20 protein-coding genes are annotated in these 20429 nt (G+C 67.5%); 10 read left to right on the forward strand and 10 right to left on the reverse strand.

What is annotated here, in order from left to right:
• Nucleotides 1–73 precede the first annotated feature (73 nt).
• From ACZYY4_RS15450 to ACZYY4_RS15460, 3 genes are all read right to left on the reverse strand, one after another.
• A complete protein-coding gene (locus ACZYY4_RS15450; RefSeq protein WP_463810880.1) occupies nt 74–1750 on the reverse strand; it encodes a GMC oxidoreductase in 1677 nt (558 codons plus the stop codon).
• 109 nt (nt 1751–1859) lie between these two features.
• On the reverse strand, nt 1860–2276 hold the full coding sequence (locus ACZYY4_RS15455) for a hypothetical protein (RefSeq protein WP_463810881.1): 417 nt from the start codon (nt 2274–2276) through the stop codon (nt 1860–1862).
• Nucleotides 2273–3118 (reverse strand): SDR family oxidoreductase, encoded by an 846-nt coding sequence (locus ACZYY4_RS15460; RefSeq protein WP_463810882.1) that lies wholly within the window; start codon nt 3116–3118, stop codon nt 2273–2275. Before ACZYY4_RS15460 ends, ACZYY4_RS15455 begins: the two co-directional genes overlap by 4 nt.
• Nucleotides 3119–3187: 69 nt before the next feature.
• Here ACZYY4_RS15460 and ACZYY4_RS15465 point away from each other — a divergent pair, with 69 nt between their 5' ends.
• Entirely contained in the window at nt 3188–3754 is a 567-nt protein-coding gene (locus ACZYY4_RS15465) for an ester cyclase (protein ID WP_463810883.1), read from the forward strand.
• An 8-nt stretch (nt 3755–3762) separates the two neighbouring features.
• Here ACZYY4_RS15465 and ACZYY4_RS15470 read toward each other — a convergent pair whose 3' ends face one another.
• Entirely contained in the window at nt 3763–4812 is a 1050-nt protein-coding gene (locus ACZYY4_RS15470; protein ID WP_463810884.1) for a zinc-binding alcohol dehydrogenase family protein, read from the reverse strand.
• Between the two features lie 126 nt (nt 4813–4938).
• A complete protein-coding gene (locus ACZYY4_RS15475) occupies nt 4939–5811 on the reverse strand; it encodes an alpha/beta fold hydrolase (RefSeq protein WP_463810885.1) in 873 nt (290 codons plus the stop codon).
• An 81-nt stretch (nt 5812–5892) separates the two neighbouring features.
• Between ACZYY4_RS15475 and ACZYY4_RS15480 the strand changes: the two genes are divergently transcribed.
• Nucleotides 5893–6417 (forward strand): CGNR zinc finger domain-containing protein, encoded by a 525-nt coding sequence (locus ACZYY4_RS15480; RefSeq protein ID WP_463810886.1) that lies wholly within the window; start codon nt 5893–5895, stop codon nt 6415–6417.
• Nucleotides 6418–6483: 66 nt separating this feature from the next.
• On the opposite strand, the gene ACZYY4_RS15485 is transcribed toward ACZYY4_RS15480, so the two are convergent.
• A complete protein-coding gene (locus ACZYY4_RS15485; RefSeq protein ID WP_463810887.1) occupies nt 6484–7647 on the reverse strand; it encodes an acyl-CoA dehydrogenase family protein in 1164 nt (387 codons plus the stop codon).
• Between the two features lie 192 nt (nt 7648–7839).
• Here ACZYY4_RS15485 and ACZYY4_RS15490 point away from each other — a divergent pair, with 192 nt between their 5' ends.
• Entirely contained in the window at nt 7840–8427 is a 588-nt protein-coding gene (locus ACZYY4_RS15490) for a TetR/AcrR family transcriptional regulator (protein ID WP_463810888.1), read from the forward strand.
• A 144-nt stretch (nt 8428–8571) separates the two neighbouring features.
• Here ACZYY4_RS15490 and ACZYY4_RS15495 read toward each other — a convergent pair whose 3' ends face one another.
• Nucleotides 8572–9060 (reverse strand): MarR family winged helix-turn-helix transcriptional regulator, encoded by a 489-nt coding sequence (locus ACZYY4_RS15495; protein ID WP_463811027.1) that lies wholly within the window; start codon nt 9058–9060, stop codon nt 8572–8574.
• A gap of 552 nt (nt 9061–9612) precedes the next feature.
• Here ACZYY4_RS15495 and ACZYY4_RS15500 point away from each other — a divergent pair.
• Complete coding sequence (locus ACZYY4_RS15500) at nt 9613–12603, forward strand: PGRS repeat-containing protein (protein ID WP_463810889.1); 2991 nt, start codon at nt 9613–9615, stop codon at nt 12601–12603.
• Here ACZYY4_RS15500 and ACZYY4_RS15505 read toward each other — a convergent pair.
• Entirely contained in the window at nt 12600–12950 is a 351-nt protein-coding gene (locus tag ACZYY4_RS15505) for an HAD family hydrolase (protein ID WP_463810890.1), read from the reverse strand. The genes ACZYY4_RS15500 and ACZYY4_RS15505 overlap by 4 nt on opposite strands.
• A gap of 247 nt (nt 12951–13197) precedes the next feature.
• On the opposite strand from ACZYY4_RS15505, the gene ACZYY4_RS15510 reads away from it, so the two are divergent.
• The 6 genes from ACZYY4_RS15510 to ACZYY4_RS15535 all read left to right on the forward strand — a co-directional run bounded on the left by ACZYY4_RS15510 (nt 13198) and on the right by ACZYY4_RS15535 (nt 19000).
• Nucleotides 13198–14079: a DUF1295 domain-containing protein gene (locus ACZYY4_RS15510; RefSeq protein WP_463810891.1), complete on the forward strand. Its 882-nt coding sequence runs from the start codon at nt 13198–13200 to the stop codon at nt 14077–14079.
• On the forward strand, nt 14076–15203 hold the full coding sequence (locus ACZYY4_RS15515) for an FAD-dependent oxidoreductase (RefSeq protein WP_463810892.1): 1128 nt from the start codon (nt 14076–14078) through the stop codon (nt 15201–15203). The genes ACZYY4_RS15510 and ACZYY4_RS15515 overlap by 4 nt, the downstream gene beginning before the upstream one ends.
• A 543-nt stretch (nt 15204–15746) precedes the next feature.
• On the forward strand, nt 15747–15875 hold the full coding sequence (locus ACZYY4_RS15520; RefSeq protein WP_463810893.1) for a multicopper oxidase domain-containing protein: 129 nt from the start codon (nt 15747–15749) through the stop codon (nt 15873–15875).
• Between the two features lie 88 nt (nt 15876–15963).
• A complete protein-coding gene (gene cmtR, locus ACZYY4_RS15525) occupies nt 15964–16320 on the forward strand; it encodes a Cd(II)/Pb(II)-sensing metalloregulatory transcriptional regulator CmtR (RefSeq protein ID WP_463810894.1) in 357 nt (118 codons plus the stop codon).
• Nucleotides 16321–16398: 78 nt separating this feature from the next.
• Nucleotides 16399–16683 carry a DUF1490 family protein gene (locus ACZYY4_RS15530; protein ID WP_463810895.1) on the forward strand — a complete coding sequence of 95 codons (285 nt, stop codon included), beginning with the start codon at nt 16399–16401 and terminating at the stop codon, nt 16681–16683.
• Entirely contained in the window at nt 16667–19000 is a 2334-nt protein-coding gene (locus ACZYY4_RS15535; protein ID WP_463810896.1) for a heavy metal translocating P-type ATPase, read from the forward strand. The genes ACZYY4_RS15530 and ACZYY4_RS15535 overlap by 17 nt, the downstream gene beginning before the upstream one ends.
• A gap of 98 nt (nt 19001–19098) precedes the next feature.
• Here ACZYY4_RS15535 and ACZYY4_RS15540 read toward each other — a convergent pair whose 3' ends face one another.
• Both ACZYY4_RS15540 and ACZYY4_RS15545 read right to left on the reverse strand, forming a co-directional pair.
• Nucleotides 19099–20115 (reverse strand): cation diffusion facilitator family transporter, encoded by a 1017-nt coding sequence (locus ACZYY4_RS15540; protein WP_463810897.1) that lies wholly within the window; start codon nt 20113–20115, stop codon nt 19099–19101.
• Nucleotides 20099–20422, reverse strand: coding sequence for a TFIIB-type zinc ribbon-containing protein (locus tag ACZYY4_RS15545; RefSeq protein ID WP_463811028.1), 324 nt, complete (start codon nt 20420–20422; stop codon nt 20099–20101). The genes ACZYY4_RS15540 and ACZYY4_RS15545 overlap by 17 nt, the downstream gene beginning before the upstream one ends.
• Between the last annotated feature and the right edge of the window lie 7 nt (nt 20423–20429).

A 20429-nucleotide genomic window follows, 5' to 3' on the forward strand; every position in this document is an offset into this window, starting at 1 on the left:
AATTATTCGGTCAGTCAATGGGAGTGCCGGGTAAGCCGGTCATCTCGGCTCCGTTCGGTCAGCGACCGATGCGTCAGGCCGGCGACAGTGGCAACCGCAGCGCGCCGGGGGCAGTGTCGGGCACCGTCGGGTGTTGGGGAAACACCGGCGGAATGCGCCGGTAGGGCTCCCCGAGCGGTGGGCGGGGATCCGGCTCGCCGTTGTTGGGCCACAATGCCATGGCGCGTTCGGCTTGCGCGGTGATGGTGAACGAGGGGTTGACGCCCAGGTTGGCGGTGATCGCCGAGCCGTCGACGACGTGCAGACCGGGGTGCCCGTAGGCGCGCTGATAGGGATCGATGACACCGTCGTGCGCGGAATCGCCGATTGGGCAGCCGCCGATGAAGTGCGCCGTCAACGGGATGTTCAGTGCGTCGAGGTAGGTGCCGCCGGCGAACCCGCCGACCTTCTCCGCCATCCGGCGCGCAACGTCGTGAGCGGTCGGGATCCAGTCCGGGTTGGGCTCGCCCACACCCTGTTTCGTCGTCATCCGGGTGCCGAACAGGCCGCGCTTGCGGTAGGTGGTCAGCGAATTGTCCAGTGACTGCATCACCAGGATGATGATCGAATGGGCCGAGGCGTTGCGCGGGAACATGCTGTGCAACATCATCGCCGGGTGGCGCGCGATGGTCAGCATCAGCCGGGCGAGACGCCAGGGCCCGCCGTCGATCAGATGGGTGCCCATCATCGACAGCAGGTTGGATCCCTTGCCGTAGCGGCACACCTCGACGTGGGTGTTGGCCTCCGGGTGGATGGATGAGGTGATGGCCACGCCTTGGGCGAAGTCGTCGCGGTCGGGTGCGAACACCACCGGCACCTCTTCGGAATTCGTTCGGGTCAGCTCACCCAGGCGCGGCGAGAGATGCGGCAGCGATCCGGTGTCGCGCAGCTTGTGCAGCAGCCGCTGGGTGCCCAGCGACGCGGCGGCGAACACCACCTGGCCCGCCGTGAGGTCCCGCTTGTGCTTGCGCATCCACCGGCCGGTGCGCTCCGTGGAAACGACGTACCCGTCGCCCTGTGGCCGCACATCGGTGACCATGGTCAGCGGATGGATCTGGGCGCCGGCGTGTTCGGCGAGATACAGGTAGTTGGTCTCGGTGGTGTTCTTGGCGTTGTGCGGGCAGCCGGTGAAGCATTGCGCGCAGCCGATGCAGCCGGCGCGGGCCGGGCCGGCGCCGCCGAAGAACGGGTCGTCGACGGTCTTGCCGGGCTCGTCGCCGAAGAACACCCCGACGTTGGTCGGGTGGTAGGTGTCTTCGACTCCGAGGTCGCGGGCCACCGCCAGCAGCACCTCGTCGGCCGGGGTGGTGTGCGGGGTGGGCGTCACCCCGAGCATCCGCCGGGCCTGCTCGTAGTACGGCGCGAGCTCGGATTTCCAGTCGGTGATATGCGCCCACTGCGGGTCGGTGTAGAAACGCTCCAACGGTTCATAGAGGGTGTTGCCGTAGATCAGCGACCCGCCGCCGACACCGACCGCGCTGGCGATGAACGTCTTGCCCAGTACCGTCAGGCGCTGCGGGCCGAAGCACCCCAGTTTCGGCGCCCACATGGCCTTGCGGACGTGCCAGTTGTTGGGCGGGAAATCGGTGGGCGCCCAGCGGCGGCCCATGTCCAGTACTCCGACGCGGTAGCCCTTCTCGGTGAGGCGCAGTGCCGCCACGCTGCCGCCGAATCCCGAACCGATCACCACCACGTCGTAGTCATAGGCCATTCGGGGCTCCTGATGCGTTCGCCCGGAACGGGCGCGGTCCTATGGCGTAGTGAAGCACGCCGCCGACCGGTCTCGCGCAGGTTTGGCGCGGCTATGCCCGGGTTGGGAGCTATCCCCCGTCGGGACTGCGGGCGGGCACCAGCAACAGCAGCGACGCCACCAGGACCAGGCTGAGCGCGACGACGTTGAGTGCCGCGTCCCGTGGGCCGTACATGTGCAGCATGCCGAGGTGGTAGATCAGGTGCAGCGCGTTGAAGACCGACACACAGATCGCAGTGACTACGACGACGGCGCGGTTGGCCAGGTAATACAGCGCCAGGGCGCTCAGGGCCGCCAGCCCCAGGTACATGGAACCGACATCCTTGACGAAGTGCTCGTTGTAGGGGCCGAGTACCGGCAGCCAGGTCATCCCGAAACCGGGAAACGTGTTGTACCAGTGCAACGGAGCGAAGTACGCCCACCCTCCGACGCCGACCCCGACGATCGTCAAGAAGATCAGACATATGCGATGCACGATGAGTTTCACTTGTCCTCCTGTGTGAGGGCGTCCAGCCATTCGGCAAAGGTTTGTCGGCCTCTCGGCCCGGGACCGGTGGGCAGCAGTGCGCCAGTGGCCATGGCCTTTCCCGCTGCGCCGGGTACCCGTAGCGGAATGACCAAACGGTGCTCCCCACGGCGCCGGATCAACTGTCGCGCCATATCGACGACCGATTCCACGCGGGGACCGGCCAGTTCCGGCGCCATCTGCTGGGGCTCGCCGGTGGCCAGGCCGGCCAGGTGGGCAGCGACCTCGTCGACAGCGATGGGTTGCGAGCGCATTTTCGGGACCAGCGCGATCGGGCCCGGCACCTGGGCGAGCACTTGGCCGGCGAACTCGTGAAACTGTGCGGCCCGCAAGATCGTCCACGGAACAGTGCCGGCCTTCACCACTTCCTCTTGGTGGAGCTTGCCCTGGTAATAGCCGGTGGTCACCCGATCGATGCCGATGATCGATAACGCGACGTGGTGGCGAACGCCATTGCGCTGCGCGGCGGCCAGCAGATTGGTGGTCGCTGCGCCGAAGGAGGCCCTTGCCTTTTTGGCGTTCATGGTCGCGAAATCGGAGACATCGATGACGGCCTCGACGCCGTCGAGTGCGGCGTCGACTCCGGTGTTCTGGATCAGGTCGACCCCGTGCGCGCGGGCGAGGATCACCGGTTGGTGTCCCTGGCTGCGGAGATGATCAACGACCTTGCGCCCGGTCTTGCCTGTTCCGCCGGCAACCGCGATCTTCATGAGGGTTTCCTTCCTGGTCGGGCTACAAATACTGACGAGGTAGCCCGCCCGAACGTGACGCGGTGAACCGGCCGGAGCGGCGATCAGGCCCATTCTGGCCGAAAATGGGTGGACGCACGGCACGATCGGATGCACAGCAGGGTGAATCAATCTGGAGGATTCATGACCGACCGCTTCACCGTCCCACCCGCCGAGGTGCTGCGGGCGCGCGAGAAACTCGTCCTCGACCACTTCCACGACGAGGTGCGCCAGGACTGGGACGACGTGCTGGCCACGTTTCCCCACCCGCACTACGAGATCATTCCCACACTGACCGTGCACGACGGTGACGCCGAAGTCCGGGACTACTACCGCGACACCCGCATCGCCTTCCCCGACCAGGACCACGAGATCATCGCGCTGCGGCACAGCGCCGACGCCGTGGTCGTCGAGTTCTGGCTGCTGGGCACGCATTTGGGTCCGTTGGGCGGCATTCCGGCCACCGGGTCGCGGCACCGCACCAGGATGACGGCCTACTTCGTGTTCGACGAGAGCGAGAACCTGATCGCCGAGCGGATCTACTTCGACACGCTGTCAATGCTCAAACAACTCATCGGCGGGCTCAACCTGCGCAACCCGCGCAACTGGCCGCTGGTGATGCGCGGGTTGCTCGGGCTGCTCGCGATGTCCAAGGACCCGGCCCCGCTGCTGGTGAAGACCCCGCCGGCCGATCTGACCAGCTCCCGGTAATCACGGTCTCAGCCGTCGACTACCACGACGATCTTGCCGCCGGCTTCTCCGGCTTCCATGACCCGATGCGCTTCGCGGATCTGGTCGAAGGAGAAGACGTGCGTGGGTTTGGCATCCAGCCGACCATCGCGGACCTTGTTCGCGATGTCCTGCAGGGGGACGTCCGACAGCGCGAACCCGGGGGTACCGAACACGAAGCTGCCGAAAAAGCTGAGATTGACACCGCTGGCCATCTGCAACAGCGGGTTGAAGTCGGCGATGGGATCCAGTCCGCCGAGCCAGCCGGCCAAGCACGCCGTGCCGCCACGGCGCAGCATGTCCAGGGAGTCGAGGATCGTGCTGTTGCCCACCAGATCCAGCACGGCATCGATCTGCTTGGCTTCGGCGATGTGGGCGCCCAGATCGGGAACCTCCAGCTCGGCACGGCCGACACCCAGCGAGGTGAGCAAGTCGAATCGTTTCCGGTTGCGCGTCGTGGCGATCACCTGGGCGCCGGCTTCCACGGCCAGTTTCACCGCCGCCTGACCGAAAGATGATGTCGCCCCTCGGATCACGATGGTCTGCCCCGCCTTCAGGTTGAGGTTGCGGAACAGGCAGGTCCACGCGGTGGCATACGTTTCCGGAAGTGCGGCCAGCTGCGCCCACGGCAGGTCCGATTCGATCAGCGCCACGTTGTCGGCGCGCACCCGGGTGAACCGCGCGTAGCTGCCGTTGATGGTGCGGCCGAGCCCGCCCATCAGGGCCGCGACTTTGGCGCCGACCGGGAATTCCCCGCCTGGGCAGGCATCGACGATGCCGACGCATTCGATACCGCTGACCTCGGCGGCCTCGGCCCACTCGCCCCGACGCATGTGCATCTCGGCGTGGTTGATCCCGAATCCCTTGACCTCGATCACGACCTCGCCGTCCTTCGGTAGCGGCTTGGGGATGTCGGTGTAGGTCAGGGCGTCCAGTCCACCGAAGCCGTCGAGAACAATTGCCCGCATGGTCGGGCCGCCCGCGGCTTCCCGCACCACCGCGGGTTGAGTCGGGATGGCTGGTGTCGGTGTGGTAGCCATGTGTTTCATCTCCTGTGAATATCGTTGGTGCGTGCTATTTTTCGAAGGTTTGCGCCAGTTTCTCCGCGAGATCGATCAGGTCGGCGGCGATGAAGTCGGATTGGTGGGGGCCGGCGGCCATGACGGTCACTGCCCGCCGGTACGGCGCAGAAAGGCCTTGACCAACTCGGCGACTTCATCGACCGCGGTCTCCAGTAGGAAGTGACCGCCGTCGAGCAGATGGATCTGCGCGTCGCGCGCGTCCCGGTCGAACGCCTGGGCGCCGGCCGGGCCGAAGATCGGGTCGCCCTGTCCCCAGACGGCCAGCACCGGAACTCCGCTGCTGCGCAGGTAGTCGTGCAGCGCTGGATACATCGGCGAATTGGTGGCGTAGTCCCGGAACAGCTTGAGCTGAATCTCGTCATTGCCCGGCCGAGACAGCAGCGCGCTGTCCAGGGTCCACGTGTCGGGGCTGACGAGGGACTCATCGGGCGCACCGGTCAGGTACTGCCATGCGAGCGACTCCACATTCAGCGCCGTGCGGATGGCCGCCTCCGTCTCGGCGGTCTGTTCACGCTGGTAGTCCCAGACGGTTTTCCAGAAGCTCTCGATGAAGCCCTCGTCATAGCCGTTGCCGCTCTGCGTGACGATCGCGCTGATGGATCCGGGCCGGCTCAGCGCCAGCCGCCAGCCGATCGGCGCGCCGTAGTCCTGCACGTAGATCGCATACCGGGTCAGCCCGAGCTGATCCAACAGCTTTTGGGTGAGCTCCGCGAGGTTGTCGAAGGTGTAGTCGAACTCGGTCACCAGCGGCATGTCGGAGTACCCGAAGCCGAGGTGGTCGGGCGCGATGACGTGATAGTCGTCGGCCAGGCGGGTGATGAGATCCCGGAACATGTAGGAGCTTGTCGGAAAGCCGTGCAGCAGCACGATCGCGGGCGCGTCGACGCTGCCCGCCTCCCGGTAGAACAACCGTCGCCCGTCGACGGTGGCGTGGTGGTAGTGCACCGAAGCAACCATGTCTAACTCCTTAACTCGATTTTGATAGTTAGGAGTCAAACACGCACCGTGATAACCTGTCAATAGAATTTTGGAGGTTAGATGGAGATGGTTGCGGCCGGCCCCGGTGATGAGGCGCTGCTTCTGGACTTGCTGAACACCACTCCCGTCATCGACGGCGTGCCCCACGACGAACTCGACGACCCGCCCACGGCAGGGGCCTGGCTGAGTTCGCACGACATCGTGCTCACCAACGGGCAGTTGCGCGAACTCATCGACGTACGGACGGCTTTGCAGGCAGTGGTGCGCGGGGACCGAACCCCGCAGGCGTTGCAGCCATTCCTCAAGGGCGTCGGGCTGTCCCCCACCGTGACCGACGGCGGCATCGCCTGGACGATGACCACCCGCGAGACTTCGCAAGCTGCCGCGCGCGCAATACTCGCCTGGGACGCGTTACGGATATCCAGCCCCGGACGGCTTCGGCCGTGTGCCAATTCCGAATGCCAGATGTTCCTGATCGATCGCAGCAAGCCCAACACGGCACGGTGGTGCTCCATGGCCATCTGCGGCAACCGCATGAAAGCGCGTCGCTACTATCAGCGAACCAAAGCCACGGGCGGCGATTGAGGCCACCGCGGAGCACGTCACACCGGGCCGAGCGCTAGCCGCGAAGACCGTCGGGCCCCGCGCCGCTCACAGCGAGCGGCTGATGATCTCTTTCATGATTTCGCTGGTGCCGCCGTAGATCTTGTTCACCCGGGCTGCGGCGTAGGCGCGCGCGATCGGGTACTCCATCATGTAGCCGTATCCGCCGAAGAACTGAACGCAGCGATCCACGACGTCGACGGCCTTGTCCGCTGCGACCAGCTTGGCCATCGACGCCGTCGCCGGGTCATTGTTGCCGTCGATGTAGCACTGGATGCAGTAGTCGACGGTGGTCTTGATCGAGAGCACCTCGGCCTTCAATTCGGCCAGCTCGAACCTGGTGTGCTGGAACTTGATCAGCGGCTTGCCGAACGCTTCGCGCTCCTTGGTGTAGCGAATCGATTCGAGTACCGCCGCCTCTGCCATGCCCGCGCACGTCGAGGCGATGATGAGGCGCTCACGCGCCAACTGCTCCATGAGCTGATAGAAACCGAGGCCCTCTTGGGTACCGAGCAGGTTGGTCACCGGCACCCGCATATCGGTGAAGAACAGTTCGCGGGTGTCCTGGCCGTGCTGACCGACCTTCTCCAGCACCCGTCCGCGTTGGAATCCCGCCAACTCGTCGTCGGTTTCGGCCACGATCAAAGACACCCCGGCCGCGCCCTGGGACGGATCGGTCTTGACGACGATCACCAGCAGATCGCAGTGGGTTCCATTGGAGATGAAGGTCTTCGAGCCGTTGATCACGTAGTGATCGCCGTCGCGAACCGCGGTCGTCTTGACGGCCTGCAGGTCGGATCCGGTGCCGGGTTCCGTCATGGCGATCGCGAGCACCTTGTCTCCGCTGATGATGCCGGGCATCCAGCGCTGCTTCTGCTCATCGTTGGCGTAGGTGTTGATGTAGTGCGCGACGATCGGCGAGTGCACGATCCAGCCGGACGCCGCATCGCCGGCCAGCGCGAGTTCGTCTGCGACCACGGCCGACAGCCCGAAGTCACCGTCGATTCCCCCGTACTGCTCGGGCAGGTCTACGCCGAGCAGGCCGGCATCGCCCAGCTTGTTCCAGAATTCACGGTCGACCTGGTGCTGCGCGGCCCAGCGCTCCTGGTTCGGGGTCGACTCCTTGCGGAAGAACTCCGCCGCGTGCTTGCGCAGCTCGCGGTGCTGGTCGCTCTCCCAGGTCGCGCGGTAGTCGGGAAACAGTTCGGACATGGTTACCTCACTCGGTTCAGTGGAATATCGGCTTGGGCGGCAATGACTTCCAGCTCTGCGGTGGTCTTGTCGGCGTAGGCGCTGCGCATTCCCCGGTGGTTACCGTCAATCCGAATGGAACAATACATTTGTATTGTCCTAAGTGCAATCGTAAGGTCGACTAGGCTGAGCCGACGGCTAGATGGAGGCGAGATGGTTAATCCCCGCGTGACCGATCAGGACCTGACCGGCAAGGCGCGCATCCGCAACGCGGCGCTGGACCTGTACGCGCAGTACGGCGAGGACCGGGTCTCGCTGCGTGCCGTCGCCGCCGAAGCCGGGGTCACCCTGGGCCTGGTGCAGCATCATTTCAAGACCAAGGAGGGCCTGCGCCAGGCCGTCGACCAATTGGTGGTCGATTACTTCGCCCACGCAATCGCCGAGGCGCCCACCGACGGCGCCGCGACCCAGATCGGGGCGGCTCGCGATGAGGCGGTCCGCGAGATGCTGGCCGTCAACCCGCCCGTGGTGAACTACATGCGGCGCGCCCTGCTGGATCCCTCCCTTGACCAGACACGCCTGCTTGACATGGTGGTGGAGCTGACCCAGCGCGAGATCACCTCGCTGCGCAAGGCCGGCCACGCGTCGACCAAACGCCGGCAGTCCACCCAGATCGTCAGGGTGCTGGTGCGCCAGATGGGCGAGCTGCTGCTGGAGCCGATGGTCGATGCGGTCTGGGACCGCGTCGCGCAGCCCGGTGACGGCGACAAGCCACGACTTCAGGTCACCGTCGCCGACTGAAGAATTCACCATCGTGTCCGACATCTGGGAGCCGGGCACGGCGCACCTGACCCCGACCAGCAGAACTCTTGATGATATTAGTCAGTGACTCTGACTACGGTTAAGACGGCGCCGAAGACCGCCGGCACCCATCGACCCGGCGCCTCATGGCAGAGGCGAATCGCGGGTGGACTGTTCGGCCCGGCCGGGTTTATCCGCGTAGGGGTCGGTGATCTCGCGGAGTTGATCCAGGATCTGCTGCAACAACGTGAAGTTGCGGGTGCCCAGATAGGCCTTCCACTCCGAGAGGATCTCGTCGAGCGTCGCCATGGCCACCTCGACCGCCCGTCGGCCACGTCGCTCGATCACGATCAGCCGGGCGCGGCCATCTGTGGGGTCGGGCACCCGGCGGACATAGCCCAAACGTTCCAGTTGATCGACCAGCACGCCGGCACTCTGTTTGCTCATTTGCGCCTGTTCAGCAAGGTCTGTGAGGCGCGAACCGTCCGGGGAGATCCGCTGAAACACCCGGCACTGGACAAGGGTCCAGTCGTCGAACCCGGCATCCTGCAGGGCCCGGAAAATCCGGTCCTCGGTGTACCGATACGGGATGAACAATGACACCCCTAGATCAACGCGCCGCTCGTCCTCCATGCCGCCCTCGGCCCCATCGCCCACCTGATCCCACGACATTCACACCCTACGTCAACGCTGCCCAGCCAGACCGCCGCCGACCCGGCCGCGGCCGCGGCCGCGGTGACGCCGCGCTTCGCGCGCACCATCTGACCCTCCGCGATTTCGCACCTGTTCCGGTAACCACCGCCGCCATCGAAAGACAGCAGCAGTAAACGCTGCTGACTAATGCGAGCTTCGGCGGGGATGGAAGGACAGGCAGGGAGAAGTAGCGCCATGCAGACAGTTGTTCACTGCCGGCGACGACCTGGGTGAGGGTCATCGGCTGGCGCGACCGATGTTAAGAAGTTTCTAAGTCCCGATCGGACTAGACGCCAACCAGGCGCGGTCATCAACAACGAAGCTACACATCACCTCTCGGCAGTAGCCCAGCAGAAACGCGACAACGCCGACTTCTCGAAAAATATTGACATTTCGGTAAAGCGAGCAAAGACTTAAGTCACGCTTTGGCTGTTCGAACATCTTCCACATGAAAAACCCAACAACGTACGCGCCGCTTTAAGGAGACCGACCATGGCTGAGCACCCCAGCACGCGGCATCGCACGTCACGTCAGACTCAGACACGCCGCCGCCGCCGCCGCGTAGCCGGTCTCGGAACGACTGCCAGTGCATTCCTGGCGTTCGGATTGACCCCGCTGGCTCTAGCTCCGACTGCGAACGCCGACGTGTTCGGGTTGGACTGGCTTGTCGACCTCTTCGACCCCGGCGCCGCGGCGGGCGCCGTCGACCCGACCGGGGATGCTGGCTGGGATGCTTTGATGAGCGATCTTGGCTTCGGCTCTACCGGCTCGTCCGAGGTGGATACCGCTGCGTTTGCTCTGCCGGGGATCGCCGCAGCAGGCGATCCGAACTCTGTCGCTGCGGCGTTCCAGACCGACTTCTACCTGCCGCTGCACTCGGCCCTCGAGGCTTACATAAACAGCCCGCTCGGTCAGGCGATCAATCCCGTCATCAACCAGCTGTTCGCGCCGCTGATCCTGCCGGGTTTTTGTGGCCTGATCTGCGACGGCGCCGACGGGACGATGGGCGACCCCGACGGTCAGGGTGGGGGATTGTTCTTCGGCGACGCCGGCAACGGCTACGACGCCAGCAACGACCCGGGTATGGCCGGCGGTAACGGCGGAGTTGCCGGGGGTATCGGCAACGGCGGCGACGGCGGAGCGGGCGGACTCGGCGCCGACGGAGGCAACGGCGGCGCCGGCGGCGAGTGGATGGGCAACGGCGGCAGGGGCGGCGACGGCGGAGCCGGCGGCCTGGTTGACGACACAGTTGTCGACGGTGGCAACGGCGGTAGCGGCGGCGGCGCCGGCCATGTCCAAGACATTTTCGGTATAGGAGCGGTTGGGAACGGCGGCAACGGCGGCAACGGCGGAGCCGGGTACACCGGCGCCAACGGTTCGGCGGGGAACGCGGGCACCGGCCCCGCAAGCAACGGCGGCGACGGCGGCAACGGCCAGACAGGCGGCAACGCCGGCAACGGCGGTGACGGGGGCGCCGGTTCGCTGTGGCTCGGCAACGGCGGCAACGGCGGCAACGGCGGGGCCGGCGGCAACGGCGGCAACGGCGGGGTCGGCGGTGCCGGAACCGACACGCTCTCTGCGGACGCCCTTGGCGGCACCGGCGGTGCCGGCGGTACCGGTGCGGACGGCGGTAACGGCGGTAACGGGGGTAATGGGGGCACCGGCGCGGCTGTCTTCGGCAGTGACGGCAGCACCGGTTCTAACGGTGACGGCGGCGCCGGCGGCATCGGCGCCGATGGCGGCCGCGGAGGTGCCGGCGCCAGCGGAACTGATGGCGCCAATGGCATTACGCCCGGCGAAGACGGCGCCGACGGCACCGACGGTAGTGGTGGCGGCGACGGCGGCATGGGCGGTGGCGGTGGTGCCGGTGGTGTCGGCGGCACGACTGCCAACAGCCCCGCCGGCAACCACGGCGCCGGCGGGACCGGCGGCAACGGTGGGGCAGGCGGCAACGCCGGCGGCGGCGGCAACGGCGGCAACGGTGCCGACGGAGGCACCAACGATGTGGCCGGAAACGGCGGCAACGGCGGGGACAGCGGGTTCGGCGGGTACGGCGGACTCGCCGGGGCCGGCGGATTCGGCCCTGACGACACAAGCGCCGCGAATGGCGCGGACGGTGCTGCCGGCAACGGCGGTGACGGCGGGGCCGGCGGCAACGGCGGCAAGGGTGTCACCCTTGCCGACGGCACCGGGCAAGCCGGCGGCAACGGCGGTGACGGTGGTGCCGGCGACTACTACGGCAACGGCGGCGCGGGCGGTAAAGGCGGCGACGGCGCGGCCGGTGCCAGCAACATGAGCGGCACCGGCAACGGCGGCGACGGCGGCCAAGGCGGTAACGGCGGCTACGGCGGTTTCGGCGGCTTCAGCGGCGGCGCCGGAGGCGATGCCGGTGCCGGCGGTGCCGGGGGTAATGCCACCGGCGCCGGCGCGGGCGCCGGCACTGCTGCTCAGGGTGGTTTTGGAGGCGGCGGCGGGTCCCATTACCTGAACACCGACGGCAGCCACGATGGCATCGGTGGTCGCGGCGGCGACGGTGGTAACGGGGGCAACGGTTCCGATGGCGCCACCCCAACATCCGGTGCTCCCGGCGGTCCCGGTGGGTTTGGCAGCACCGGCGCTGCCGGCGGCACCGGCGGAACCGGCGGAACCGACGGCAGCACCGGTAGCGTCGGCGGCGCCGGCGGCGCCGGCGGCAACGGCGGCACCACCACCGACGCCGGCGACGGTGGTGGCGGGGGCGGCGGCGGCGGTGGCGGCGCAGCCCAAGATGGCGGCGTTGGCGGCGCCGGCGGCGACGGCGGCGACGCCGGCAACAGCACCGGCGGGACCGTCGGCCCAGCCGGTGGCTTCGTCGGCGGTGGCGGCGGCGGAGGCTACGGCGGGCAGGGCGGCACCGGCGTCGGCGTCGGCGCCGTGGGCGGTGCCGGCGGCGTAGGCGGCGACGGCGGCGACGGCGCCGCCGGCAGCTTGGGCGGCGCAGGTGGTGACGCCGGCTACGGCGGCGACAACAACTCCGCGACCGGCAGTGACGGTGGGGACGGAGGCGCTGGCGGCAACGGCACCGACGGTGGCAACGGTGGCAACGGTGGCCGCGGCGGCTCAGGTGGCGGCGGCTACGGCAGCGACGGTACCGGCGGTGATGGCGCGGCCGGCGGGGCCGGTGGCCTGGGCACCACCAGCGGCAACGGCGGCACCGGCGGTTGGGGTGGCACCGGCGCTACCGGCTCCCCGGGTGGCATCGGCGGCGATGGTGCGGTCGGCGGGACCGGTGGCGTCGGGACGACCGGCGGCACCGGCGGCACCGGCGGCATGGGCGGCAACGGCGGCTTCGTCGGCCCGGGCGGCGACGGTGCCGGCGGCGCCGGCGGCGTCGGTGGCACCGGCAGTAACGATCAAACCGGCGGAGACGGCGGCGATGGCACCAGCGGAGGTGACGACGGTACTCCCGGCACCCCGGGCGAACGCGGCGTCGATAACGGTTAGGGCAGCACGGCCAGGGTCTCGCGATCCGAGCGAGGCGCCACTAACCGGTAGTCGTCGTCGCACAGTCGTGAGAGCCCTTGAGCAACATCGGGATACGCCGGCATGTTGGCCATCGCGTGGGTCAGGGCCGCCACGTCGCCCTCGGCCAACTCAATGCCGTGGATCTCGGCGAGCGTCCGCAACGCGGCCTTACCGAGAGCGACGAAGTCCGTGTAACAGCCCGCCAGCGTGACTGTCTTCGAGTACAGGGCACCTTGGCCGGACCACTCCCGAAGCAGACCATGGCGGCCGAAAAGCCTTGCGCAACGGGGCTCTAAGGCTTCGATGTCCAGAAGGATCCCTTTCATGTTTTTGCTATGATCTTGATCGAGAGCACCCCGCCGTCAATTCGGCCAACTCGAACCTGGTCTTGACCACGCTGCCGTCATCTGCTTGGACGGCGTGGGTGACTGCGGCGCCGAGTTCTCCCGGTAGCGTCGTCGGCTGGACGTGGTGGTTGCCCGCTTCGACGCTCGGTGCCCTCCGAGACGAAGGCGTGGCGTCGATAAGCGCAGCGACGCTTCCCGCAGCCGCTGGATAGGTGAGGACTCTACGATGGGCAAAGCCGCATCACTGTGGCGCATAAGCGCGGCGTATGCAGTCGCGATCGGGGTGGCCGCGGCCTGGTTGGCCTGGGGGCCAGCCACCGGGAAGCTTTGGCTGGACACGCTGGTCGCCGACCTGTTGGCCACGGTCGTCGTGTTCGCGTTCAGTCGGCTTCACCGCAATTCCAGCTACTACGACGCCTACTGGAGCGTCGCCCCGCCGCTGCTGATGTTGTACTGGTGGATGCGGAGCAGTCCCCATGTCGACGAGTTGCGGTGCGCGCTGATCGCGGTGGTCGTGGTGCTGTGGGCGGTGCGCCTCACCGGCAACTGGGCAGTGGGATTTGCCGGCCTGGACCACGAGGACTGGCGTTACCGAATACTGCGCCAGCGGGCCGGACGCTGGGAATTCGCCGCGGACCTGGTCGGCATCCACCTCGTGCCGACGATGCAGGTGTTCGCCGGAATGCTCCCGGTCTACGTCGCGGTGACCCGGCCCGGCAGCGGGCTGGTCTGGCTGACTGCCGTCGCTTTCGTTCTCGGTCTTGCGGCGGTGTCGGTGGAACTGGTCGCCGACGTGCAGCTGCGCAGATTCGTCCGGGACGGGCCGGCCGGCGCGGCCATGGACCGCGGACTCTGGGGATGGTCACGGCATCCCAACTACGTCGGGGAATGCGGCTTCTGGCTGGCCTGCGCCCTGTTCGGTGTCGCCGCGGCTCCCGCCGACTCCTGGTGGATGTTCTTCGGCGCGTTGGCGATTCTGGTCATGTTCATCGCTGTCAGCATTCCGATGATGGAGACTCGGAGCCTGCAGCGCCGGCCGGATTATCAAGACGTGATCGATCGGGTACCGCGGTTCTTCCCACGCCCGCCCCGACGAGTCGCGACATGAGCCGCAAACGTGTCGTAGTGGCGGGGCTCGGCGACAGCGGTGTGCTCACCGCGATCCGGCTGGCCCGCCACACCGAAGTCGTCGGCATCTCGGCCAAACCGGCGTTGCTGAGCGGACAGGAACTGGGGCTGCGGTTAGCCCGTCCCGCGGACTGGGCACGTGACTACTGGGTTCCGTTCGACCGTTTTCACCGCTTGGACCGGATCACCACGATGCACGCCACTCTCACCGGTGTCGACCTGGTCGCTCGCAGCGTGTCAGTTCTGCGACCTGACGGCTCCCCGGCAACCGTGGCGTATGACGCTCTGGTCATCTCGACAGGTGTCCGCAACGGATTCTGGCGGCAGCCGGCGTTGCAATCCGCCGACGAGATCGAGGCTGAACTGCGTGCCGCCCATCGCCGTTTGGCGGCGGCGGAATCGGTGATCGTGATCGGCGGCGGGGCCGCGGCGGTCAATAGTGCCGCCAATCTCGCCACTGCCTGGCCGGACAAGCAGGTGGAGTTCTACTACCCCGCAGACCGTCCCCTGTTGGATCACCACCCGCGGGTCTGGTCGGTGGTCCGGCGCAGGTTGAGCGACGCCGGTGTGGTGTGCCATCCCGGCCACCGAGCACAGATTCCGGACGGCTTCGAGTGCGACCGGATCACCAGCGATCCCGTTTCGTGGACCACCGGCCAGCCGCCCGCCAGCGCCGCCGCCGTGCTCTGGGCAATAGGCCGGACCCGACCCAACACCGAGTGGCTGCCACCGGAACTTCTCGACGAAGACGGCTTCGTTCGGGTGACGCCTGAGCTGCGGGTGCCCGGCCAGCAAGGCGTGTTCGCCATCGGAGACGTCGCGGCAACCGACCGACTGCGCAGCTCGGCTCGTAACCGGGCAGATGGGTTGCTGGCCCGCAACATCCGGGCCGATTTCGCCGGCCGACCCCTGCGCAGCTATCAGCCACCGAAGCGGCGTTGGGGTTCGGTGCTCGGTGTGCAACCCAACGGACTAGAGGTCTTCGCACCGACCGGCTACGCGTTCCGATTTCCGGCGTGGTTCGTGCAGCAGGTGTTGCAGCCGTGGATCGTTCGACGCGGGATCTACCGGGGCGTGCGGGACAACCGTCCGCTGCCACGGTAACCACCCAATGGACCCGCACGACGCTGGGGACGCGACTGCCGCTGTAGCGGCTGAGATATCCACGAGGGTGATTCGGTGCGGCAGACAGGCCAGTCGGGTTCGGTTCTGGCGAACTGGGTGGGCTCGGCCCAGGGCCAGGCGCGCAGCGCCGGTTTCGCCTTTGCAAAATTCGGTCTCGACGCGATGCATGATCGTTGCTAGTCGTGGCGGCGCTTCGCGCCGATGGCTGCTACCCCGGCGCGCCACCACCACCGCGCACTCGGCATCTCCGGCGATCCACTAGAGTTTCCAACACCTATTCACACAGGTCCCCCGCCCCCGGGGACGTGTTGAAAACCCTCATCGTGCTGGTAGCTGCGGTTCATCCCTGAGCGCCGGAACGCGTATCGGCCGTTTTCGGAACGTGTTGGATGCGAGACCTGGCGGTGGGTCAACAGGGTATCAAGCTGCTCCTCAGGCCCCACGCCACCCCGCCCGGCGGCAGACCCTGCGCACGACCTACCAGAACCTTGAATCGCCCCGGCATGTCCAGAGACTCCGGACATGTCGGGCCGATTTATCTGGATGATCCACTGTCACAACACTTACCACCAAGACGCCGGGATCATGACCGGCCTCAAATACACCAACCGAGCGCATCCGGTCCTCGCCGTAATGGAAGCAGTTACGTGACCAGGTGATGACTGACCCTGGGCGTCGCTGGGTGGATGGCCACTGCAGCCCTTGCTGTTATAACAGCACTGACTGTACTGTTTGGTCCATGCTGACATGTGAGATACGGGAATCGGCGCTGGCTCGATTGGGCCGGGCGCTGGCCGATCCGACGCGGTGCCGGATCCTGGTGGCGCTGCTGGAGGGGGTTTGCTATCCCGGCCAGTTGGCTTCGCGCCTGGAGTTGACGCGATCGAATGTGTCCAATCATTTGTCGTGCTTGCGGGGCTGTGGGCTGGTCGTCGCGACCTATGAGGGCCGGCAAGTCCGGTACGCGCTGGCCGACAGCCACCTGGCGCGTGCCCTGGGCGAGTTGGTCCAGGTCGTCCTCGCGGTGGATACCGACCAGCCGTGCAGTGCCGATCAAGCCGCGTCGGGGGAGGTCGAGTTGACAGTCGGTCGATGAGTAGGAACGATCCCCGCGAAACCGAAGACGACACGAGCTGAATTGTGTTGACAGCAAAGAACAGAAGGAGGGTTAGCAGTGGTTCCGAGCGGGATTGTGGTTAAGGCGGCCGGAACGGTGGTGACCGGGCTGGTCGGGGTGAGCGCCTACGAGGTGCTGCGCAAAGCGCTGGGCAAAGCTCCGGTTCATCGGGCCGCGGTGGCCGCGACGGAGTGGGGGCTGCGTGGAACCCGACGCGCGGAGGTGGCGGCAGAGTCGGCCCGGCTGAAAGTCGCTGACGTGGTCGCCGAGGCGCGCGAACGGATCGGTGACGAGGCCTCGCTGCCAATTGCTGTTCAGGTCGACGATGACGACTGCTGCTGACCTGCGGGCAGTATCGCCCGATACCGGTGTGGCGCTGACCGTTGTGTCCGCCGCCTCGGGCCGGATGCGTGTCCGGGCCCGCGGGTTTCGCTTCGATGCGGTCCGGGCCGTCGCGATTGAGGACACCGTCTCCCAAGTCGCCGGTGTTCAGGCCGTGCACGCCTATCCGCGTACGGCGTCCGTGGTGATCTGGTACGCGCCCGAGCACTGCGACACCACCACCGTCTTGTCGGCGATCGCCGACGCCGAGCACATCCCGGCGGCGGCGGTGCCGGCGCGTGCCCCCCACTCGGCCGAGATCGGCAACGCCGGTGTCGTGCAGAAGGTCATCGAGTGGAGTGCCCGGGTCCGGTCGGACGCGCGCCGGGCCGCGTTGGGACTGCCCCCGCTGGAAGTGCGGCGGCCGGCGACGGTGAGCGACGGCTGCTGCGACCACGACGACAACGGCCGCGAGCCGGAGCGGCTCTGGGACGTCGTCAAGCTGCGGCGGGCCGCGTTGTCCGGGGCGCTGTTGGCCGGCTCGGTGATCTCCGCATGGGTCACTCCGCTCGGGCCTGTCGCATTGGGACTGAAGGTCCTGGCGCTGGCGGTGGGCGCCTCGACGTTCGTGCCCGCCAGTCTCACCCGACTGGCCCAGGGCCGCGTCGGTGTAGGCACCCTGATGACCATCGCGGCGGCGGGCGCGGTCGGACTCGGTCAGGTCGGCGAGGCCGCCGCGCTGGCGTTTTTATTTTCGATCAGCGAGGGTCTGGAGGAATACGCGGTGGCGCGTACCCGCCGCGGCCTGCGTGCCCTGCTGTCGCTGGTTCCAGATCAGGCCACAGTTCTGCGCGAGGGTGCCGAAATCGTGGTGGCCGCAGCCGAATTGCGGGTTGGGGATCAGATGATCGTCAAACCCGGGGAACGCCTGGCCACCGACGGCGTCGTCGTTGCCGGGCGCACCGCCCTGGACGTCTCCGCGATCACCGGCGAATCGGTGCCGGTAGAGGCCGGTCCCGGTGATGTGGTGTTCGCCGGGTCGATCAACGGCTCCGGAGTGCTGCAGGTGGAGGTCACCGCGACCGCGGCGGATAACTCGCTGGCGCGCATCGTGCAGATCGTGGAAGCCGAACAGGCGCGCAAAGGTGCCAGCCAGCGACTGGCCGACCGCATCGCGAGACCGTTGGTGCCGGGCATCATGATCGCCGGGGCGCTGATCGCCGGGGCGGGAAGCATCTTCGGTAACCCGCTGGTGTGGATCGAACGCGCTCTGGTGGTGCTGGTCGCGGCGTCCCCGTGCGCGCTGGCCATCGCAGTCCCGGTGACCGTCGTGGCGGCCATCGGCGCCGCCTCGAAGATCGGGGTACTGATCAAGGGCGGCGCCGCGCTGGAAGTCCTGGGCACCATCGGTGGGATCGCACTGGACAAAACCGGAACATTGACGGCCAACCGGCCCACCGTCATCGACGTCGCCACCACCAACGGTGCTACCCGCGACGAGGTGCTGGCGGTGGCGGCCGCGCTGGAAGCCCGCAGTGAACACCCCCTGGCCGCAGCCATCCTGGCCGCAACCCCCGCGCCGATCGTCGCCGCCGGCGACGTGCAGGCCATCCCCGGGGCCGGGCTGACCGGCCGGCTCAATGGTCATGCCGTGCGACTGGGGCGGCCCGGCTGGCTCGACCCCGGCGGCCTCGCCGATCAGGTGACACGCATGCAACAGGCCGGGGCCACAGCGGTTCTCGTCGAACGCGACGACCAGCTACTCGGTGCCATCGCCGTGCGCGACGAGTTGCGGCCCGAAGTCGCCGAGGTCATCGCCGGGCTCCGCGCCGGCGGCTACCAGGTGACGATGCTGACCGGCGACAATCACGCGACCGCCGCCGCCCTGGCTGCCCAGGCCGGCATTGAGCACGTCTGTGCCGAACTGCGCCCCGAGGACAAGGCGCGCCTGATCGCAGAACTGCGCGCCCACCGGCCCACCGCGATGGTGGGCGATGGCGTCAACGATGCTCCGGCCCTGGCTGCTGCCGATCTGGGAATCGCGATGGGCGCCATGGGAACCGATGTCGCCATCGAAACCGCCGATGTTGCCCTGATGGGCCAGGACCTGCGTCACCTGATCCAGGCGTTACAGCACGCCCGCCGCTCCCGGCAGATCATGTTGCAAAACGTCGGGCTCTCCCTGGGCATCATCACCGTGCTGATGCCGCTGGCATTGTTCGGGACGCTCGGCCTGGCCACGGTCGTACTGGTGCACGAGCTCGCCGAGGTCGTCGTCATCGCCAACGGCGTGCGGGCCGGCCGCATCAAAACGCCCACGCAACACCCGACCGCGTGACGGCTCACGGCAACGGTGGGACAGCTACTGCAGCGACAGGTCGGCCAGCGCGACAACCGCGGTTCCGCGCGCGGCCACGACATCGCGTAACCCCGGGATTATGGGGGTGCACTGGCCCGCGCGGTTGGGCGCAGCCCTCGGTCGCGGGTGTGGCCGTCAGGGGTGGTGTGGTCCATCTGTATGGTGGTGTGGTCGAGGTGAAACTCGTTGTGCAGCACCGTTTCGATGCGGGAGCGGACCGCGTGGCAGTCGGCGTCGGCGGTGACGTGCACGTGCGCCGACATCGACGGCTGGCTTGAGCTGATCTGCCACACGTGCAGGTCATCCACCTCGACCACCTGGGGCACTGTCGCGAGCCGCGCGCCGATCTCGGCCGGGTCCAGGTCTGCCGGGGCTGCCTCTAAGAAGATCCGCCCGGCCTCGCGGACCAGGCTCCACCCCGCTTTGGCCATCAACGCCGCCACCACCAGGGCCGCGATGGCGTCGGCGCGAGCGAAGCCGGTCGCCCACACCACCGCGCCGGCGATCGCAGTGCCGATGAACGCGTACAGGTCGTTGAGGATGTGCTGGAAGGCGCCCTCGACGTTCAAGCTGGTGCGGTTTGCGCGGCTGATCGACCAGGTGGCGGCCACGTTCACGACGACCCCGGCCAGCGCGGTGAACAGCACCAGCGGGCCGGCGACCTCCGGCGGGGTGATCAGTCGGCGCACCCCCTCGTAGACGAACCATACCGTCAGCAGCAGCAGGGTGATCCCGTTGACCTGCGCGGACAGGATCTCCACCCGCTTGAACCCGTAGGTGTAGCGGCCCCGCGCCGGGCGGTCGGCCAACCGAATCGCGATCAGCGCCAACACGATCGACGCGGCGTCGGTGAGCATGTGCCCGGCATCGGAGATCAACGCCAGCGAATTCGCCACCAGCCCGGCGACCACCTCGACGGCCATGAACGCCACGATCAGGCCCAGCGCGATCCCCAGCCACCTGCGGTCCGCATCCGTCGACACCCCGTGACCGTGATCGTGCCGGGTGTCCTCGGTGCGGCCCAGACCGGAGTCGTGGGCAGGTCGTGGCGCCGACGCGGTAGGGTCGGCTGAGCCCTCAGTGGTGCCCGCCATGGCGCCCCCCGTAGTAGCCTCCTCCGTTGAACAAACCGCCGAGAAAGCCGCCCTGGCGGGGGCGTTCGCCATACACCGGCTGCGGCGGGTACGGCTGCGGCGGATATCCGCCCGGCGGCGGTTGCTGCGTTTGCTGTTGGGCGTCGTAGAACCGGCGCTCGGCCTCGGCGAGCTGCTCAATCTCCCCCAGGTCGAGGAAGATACCGCCGCAGCCGGTGCACTGATCGATCGTCACCCCGAACCGCTGTACCGGCAGCATCTGCGATGCACACCGCGGACACAGCAGCGTCGGCCCCTTCGCTTCCATTGATCCG

The organism is Mycobacterium sp. IDUB_21 (genome assembly GCF_055419425.1).

Coding starts and splice junctions, on each gene's coding strand:
- ACZYY4_RS15540 (WP_463810897.1), bottom strand. CDS start 20,115: ATGGCGGGCACCACTGAGGGCTCAGCCGACCCTACCGCGTCGGCGCCA.
- ACZYY4_RS15505 (WP_463810890.1), bottom strand. CDS start 12,950: ATGAAAGGGATCCTTCTGGACATCGAAGCCTTAGAGCCCCGTTGCGCA.
- ACZYY4_RS15465 (WP_463810883.1), top strand. CDS start 3,188: ATGACCGACCGCTTCACCGTCCCACCCGCCGAGGTGCTGCGGGCGCGC.
- ACZYY4_RS15470 (WP_463810884.1), bottom strand. CDS start 4,812: ATGGCTACCACACCGACACCAGCCATCCCGACTCAACCCGCGGTGGTG.
- cmtR (WP_463810894.1), top strand. CDS start 15,964: ATGCTGACATGTGAGATACGGGAATCGGCGCTGGCTCGATTGGGCCGG.
- ACZYY4_RS15475 (WP_463810885.1), bottom strand. CDS start 5,811: ATGGTTGCTTCGGTGCACTACCACCACGCCACCGTCGACGGGCGACGG.
- ACZYY4_RS15545 (WP_463811028.1), bottom strand. CDS start 20,422: ATGGAAGCGAAGGGGCCGACGCTGCTGTGTCCGCGGTGTGCATCGCAG.
- ACZYY4_RS15520 (WP_463810893.1), top strand. CDS start 15,747: ATGTCGGGCCGATTTATCTGGATGATCCACTGTCACAACACTTACCAC.
- ACZYY4_RS15515 (WP_463810892.1), top strand. CDS start 14,076: ATGAGCCGCAAACGTGTCGTAGTGGCGGGGCTCGGCGACAGCGGTGTG.
- ACZYY4_RS15500 (WP_463810889.1), top strand. CDS start 9,613: ATGGCTGAGCACCCCAGCACGCGGCATCGCACGTCACGTCAGACTCAG.
- ACZYY4_RS15480 (WP_463810886.1), top strand. CDS start 5,893: ATGGAGATGGTTGCGGCCGGCCCCGGTGATGAGGCGCTGCTTCTGGAC.
- ACZYY4_RS15490 (WP_463810888.1), top strand. CDS start 7,840: ATGGTTAATCCCCGCGTGACCGATCAGGACCTGACCGGCAAGGCGCGC.
- ACZYY4_RS15510 (WP_463810891.1), top strand. CDS start 13,198: ATGGGCAAAGCCGCATCACTGTGGCGCATAAGCGCGGCGTATGCAGTC.
- ACZYY4_RS15535 (WP_463810896.1), top strand. CDS start 16,667: ATGACGACTGCTGCTGACCTGCGGGCAGTATCGCCCGATACCGGTGTG.
- ACZYY4_RS15460 (WP_463810882.1), bottom strand. CDS start 3,118: ATGGGCCTGATCGCCGCTCCGGCCGGTTCACCGCGTCACGTTCGGGCG.
- ACZYY4_RS15450 (WP_463810880.1), bottom strand. CDS start 1,750: ATGGCCTATGACTACGACGTGGTGGTGATCGGTTCGGGATTCGGCGGC.
- ACZYY4_RS15495 (WP_463811027.1), bottom strand. CDS start 9,060: ATGGAGGACGAGCGGCGCGTTGATCTAGGGGTGTCATTGTTCATCCCG.
- ACZYY4_RS15485 (WP_463810887.1), bottom strand. CDS start 7,647: ATGTCCGAACTGTTTCCCGACTACCGCGCGACCTGGGAGAGCGACCAG.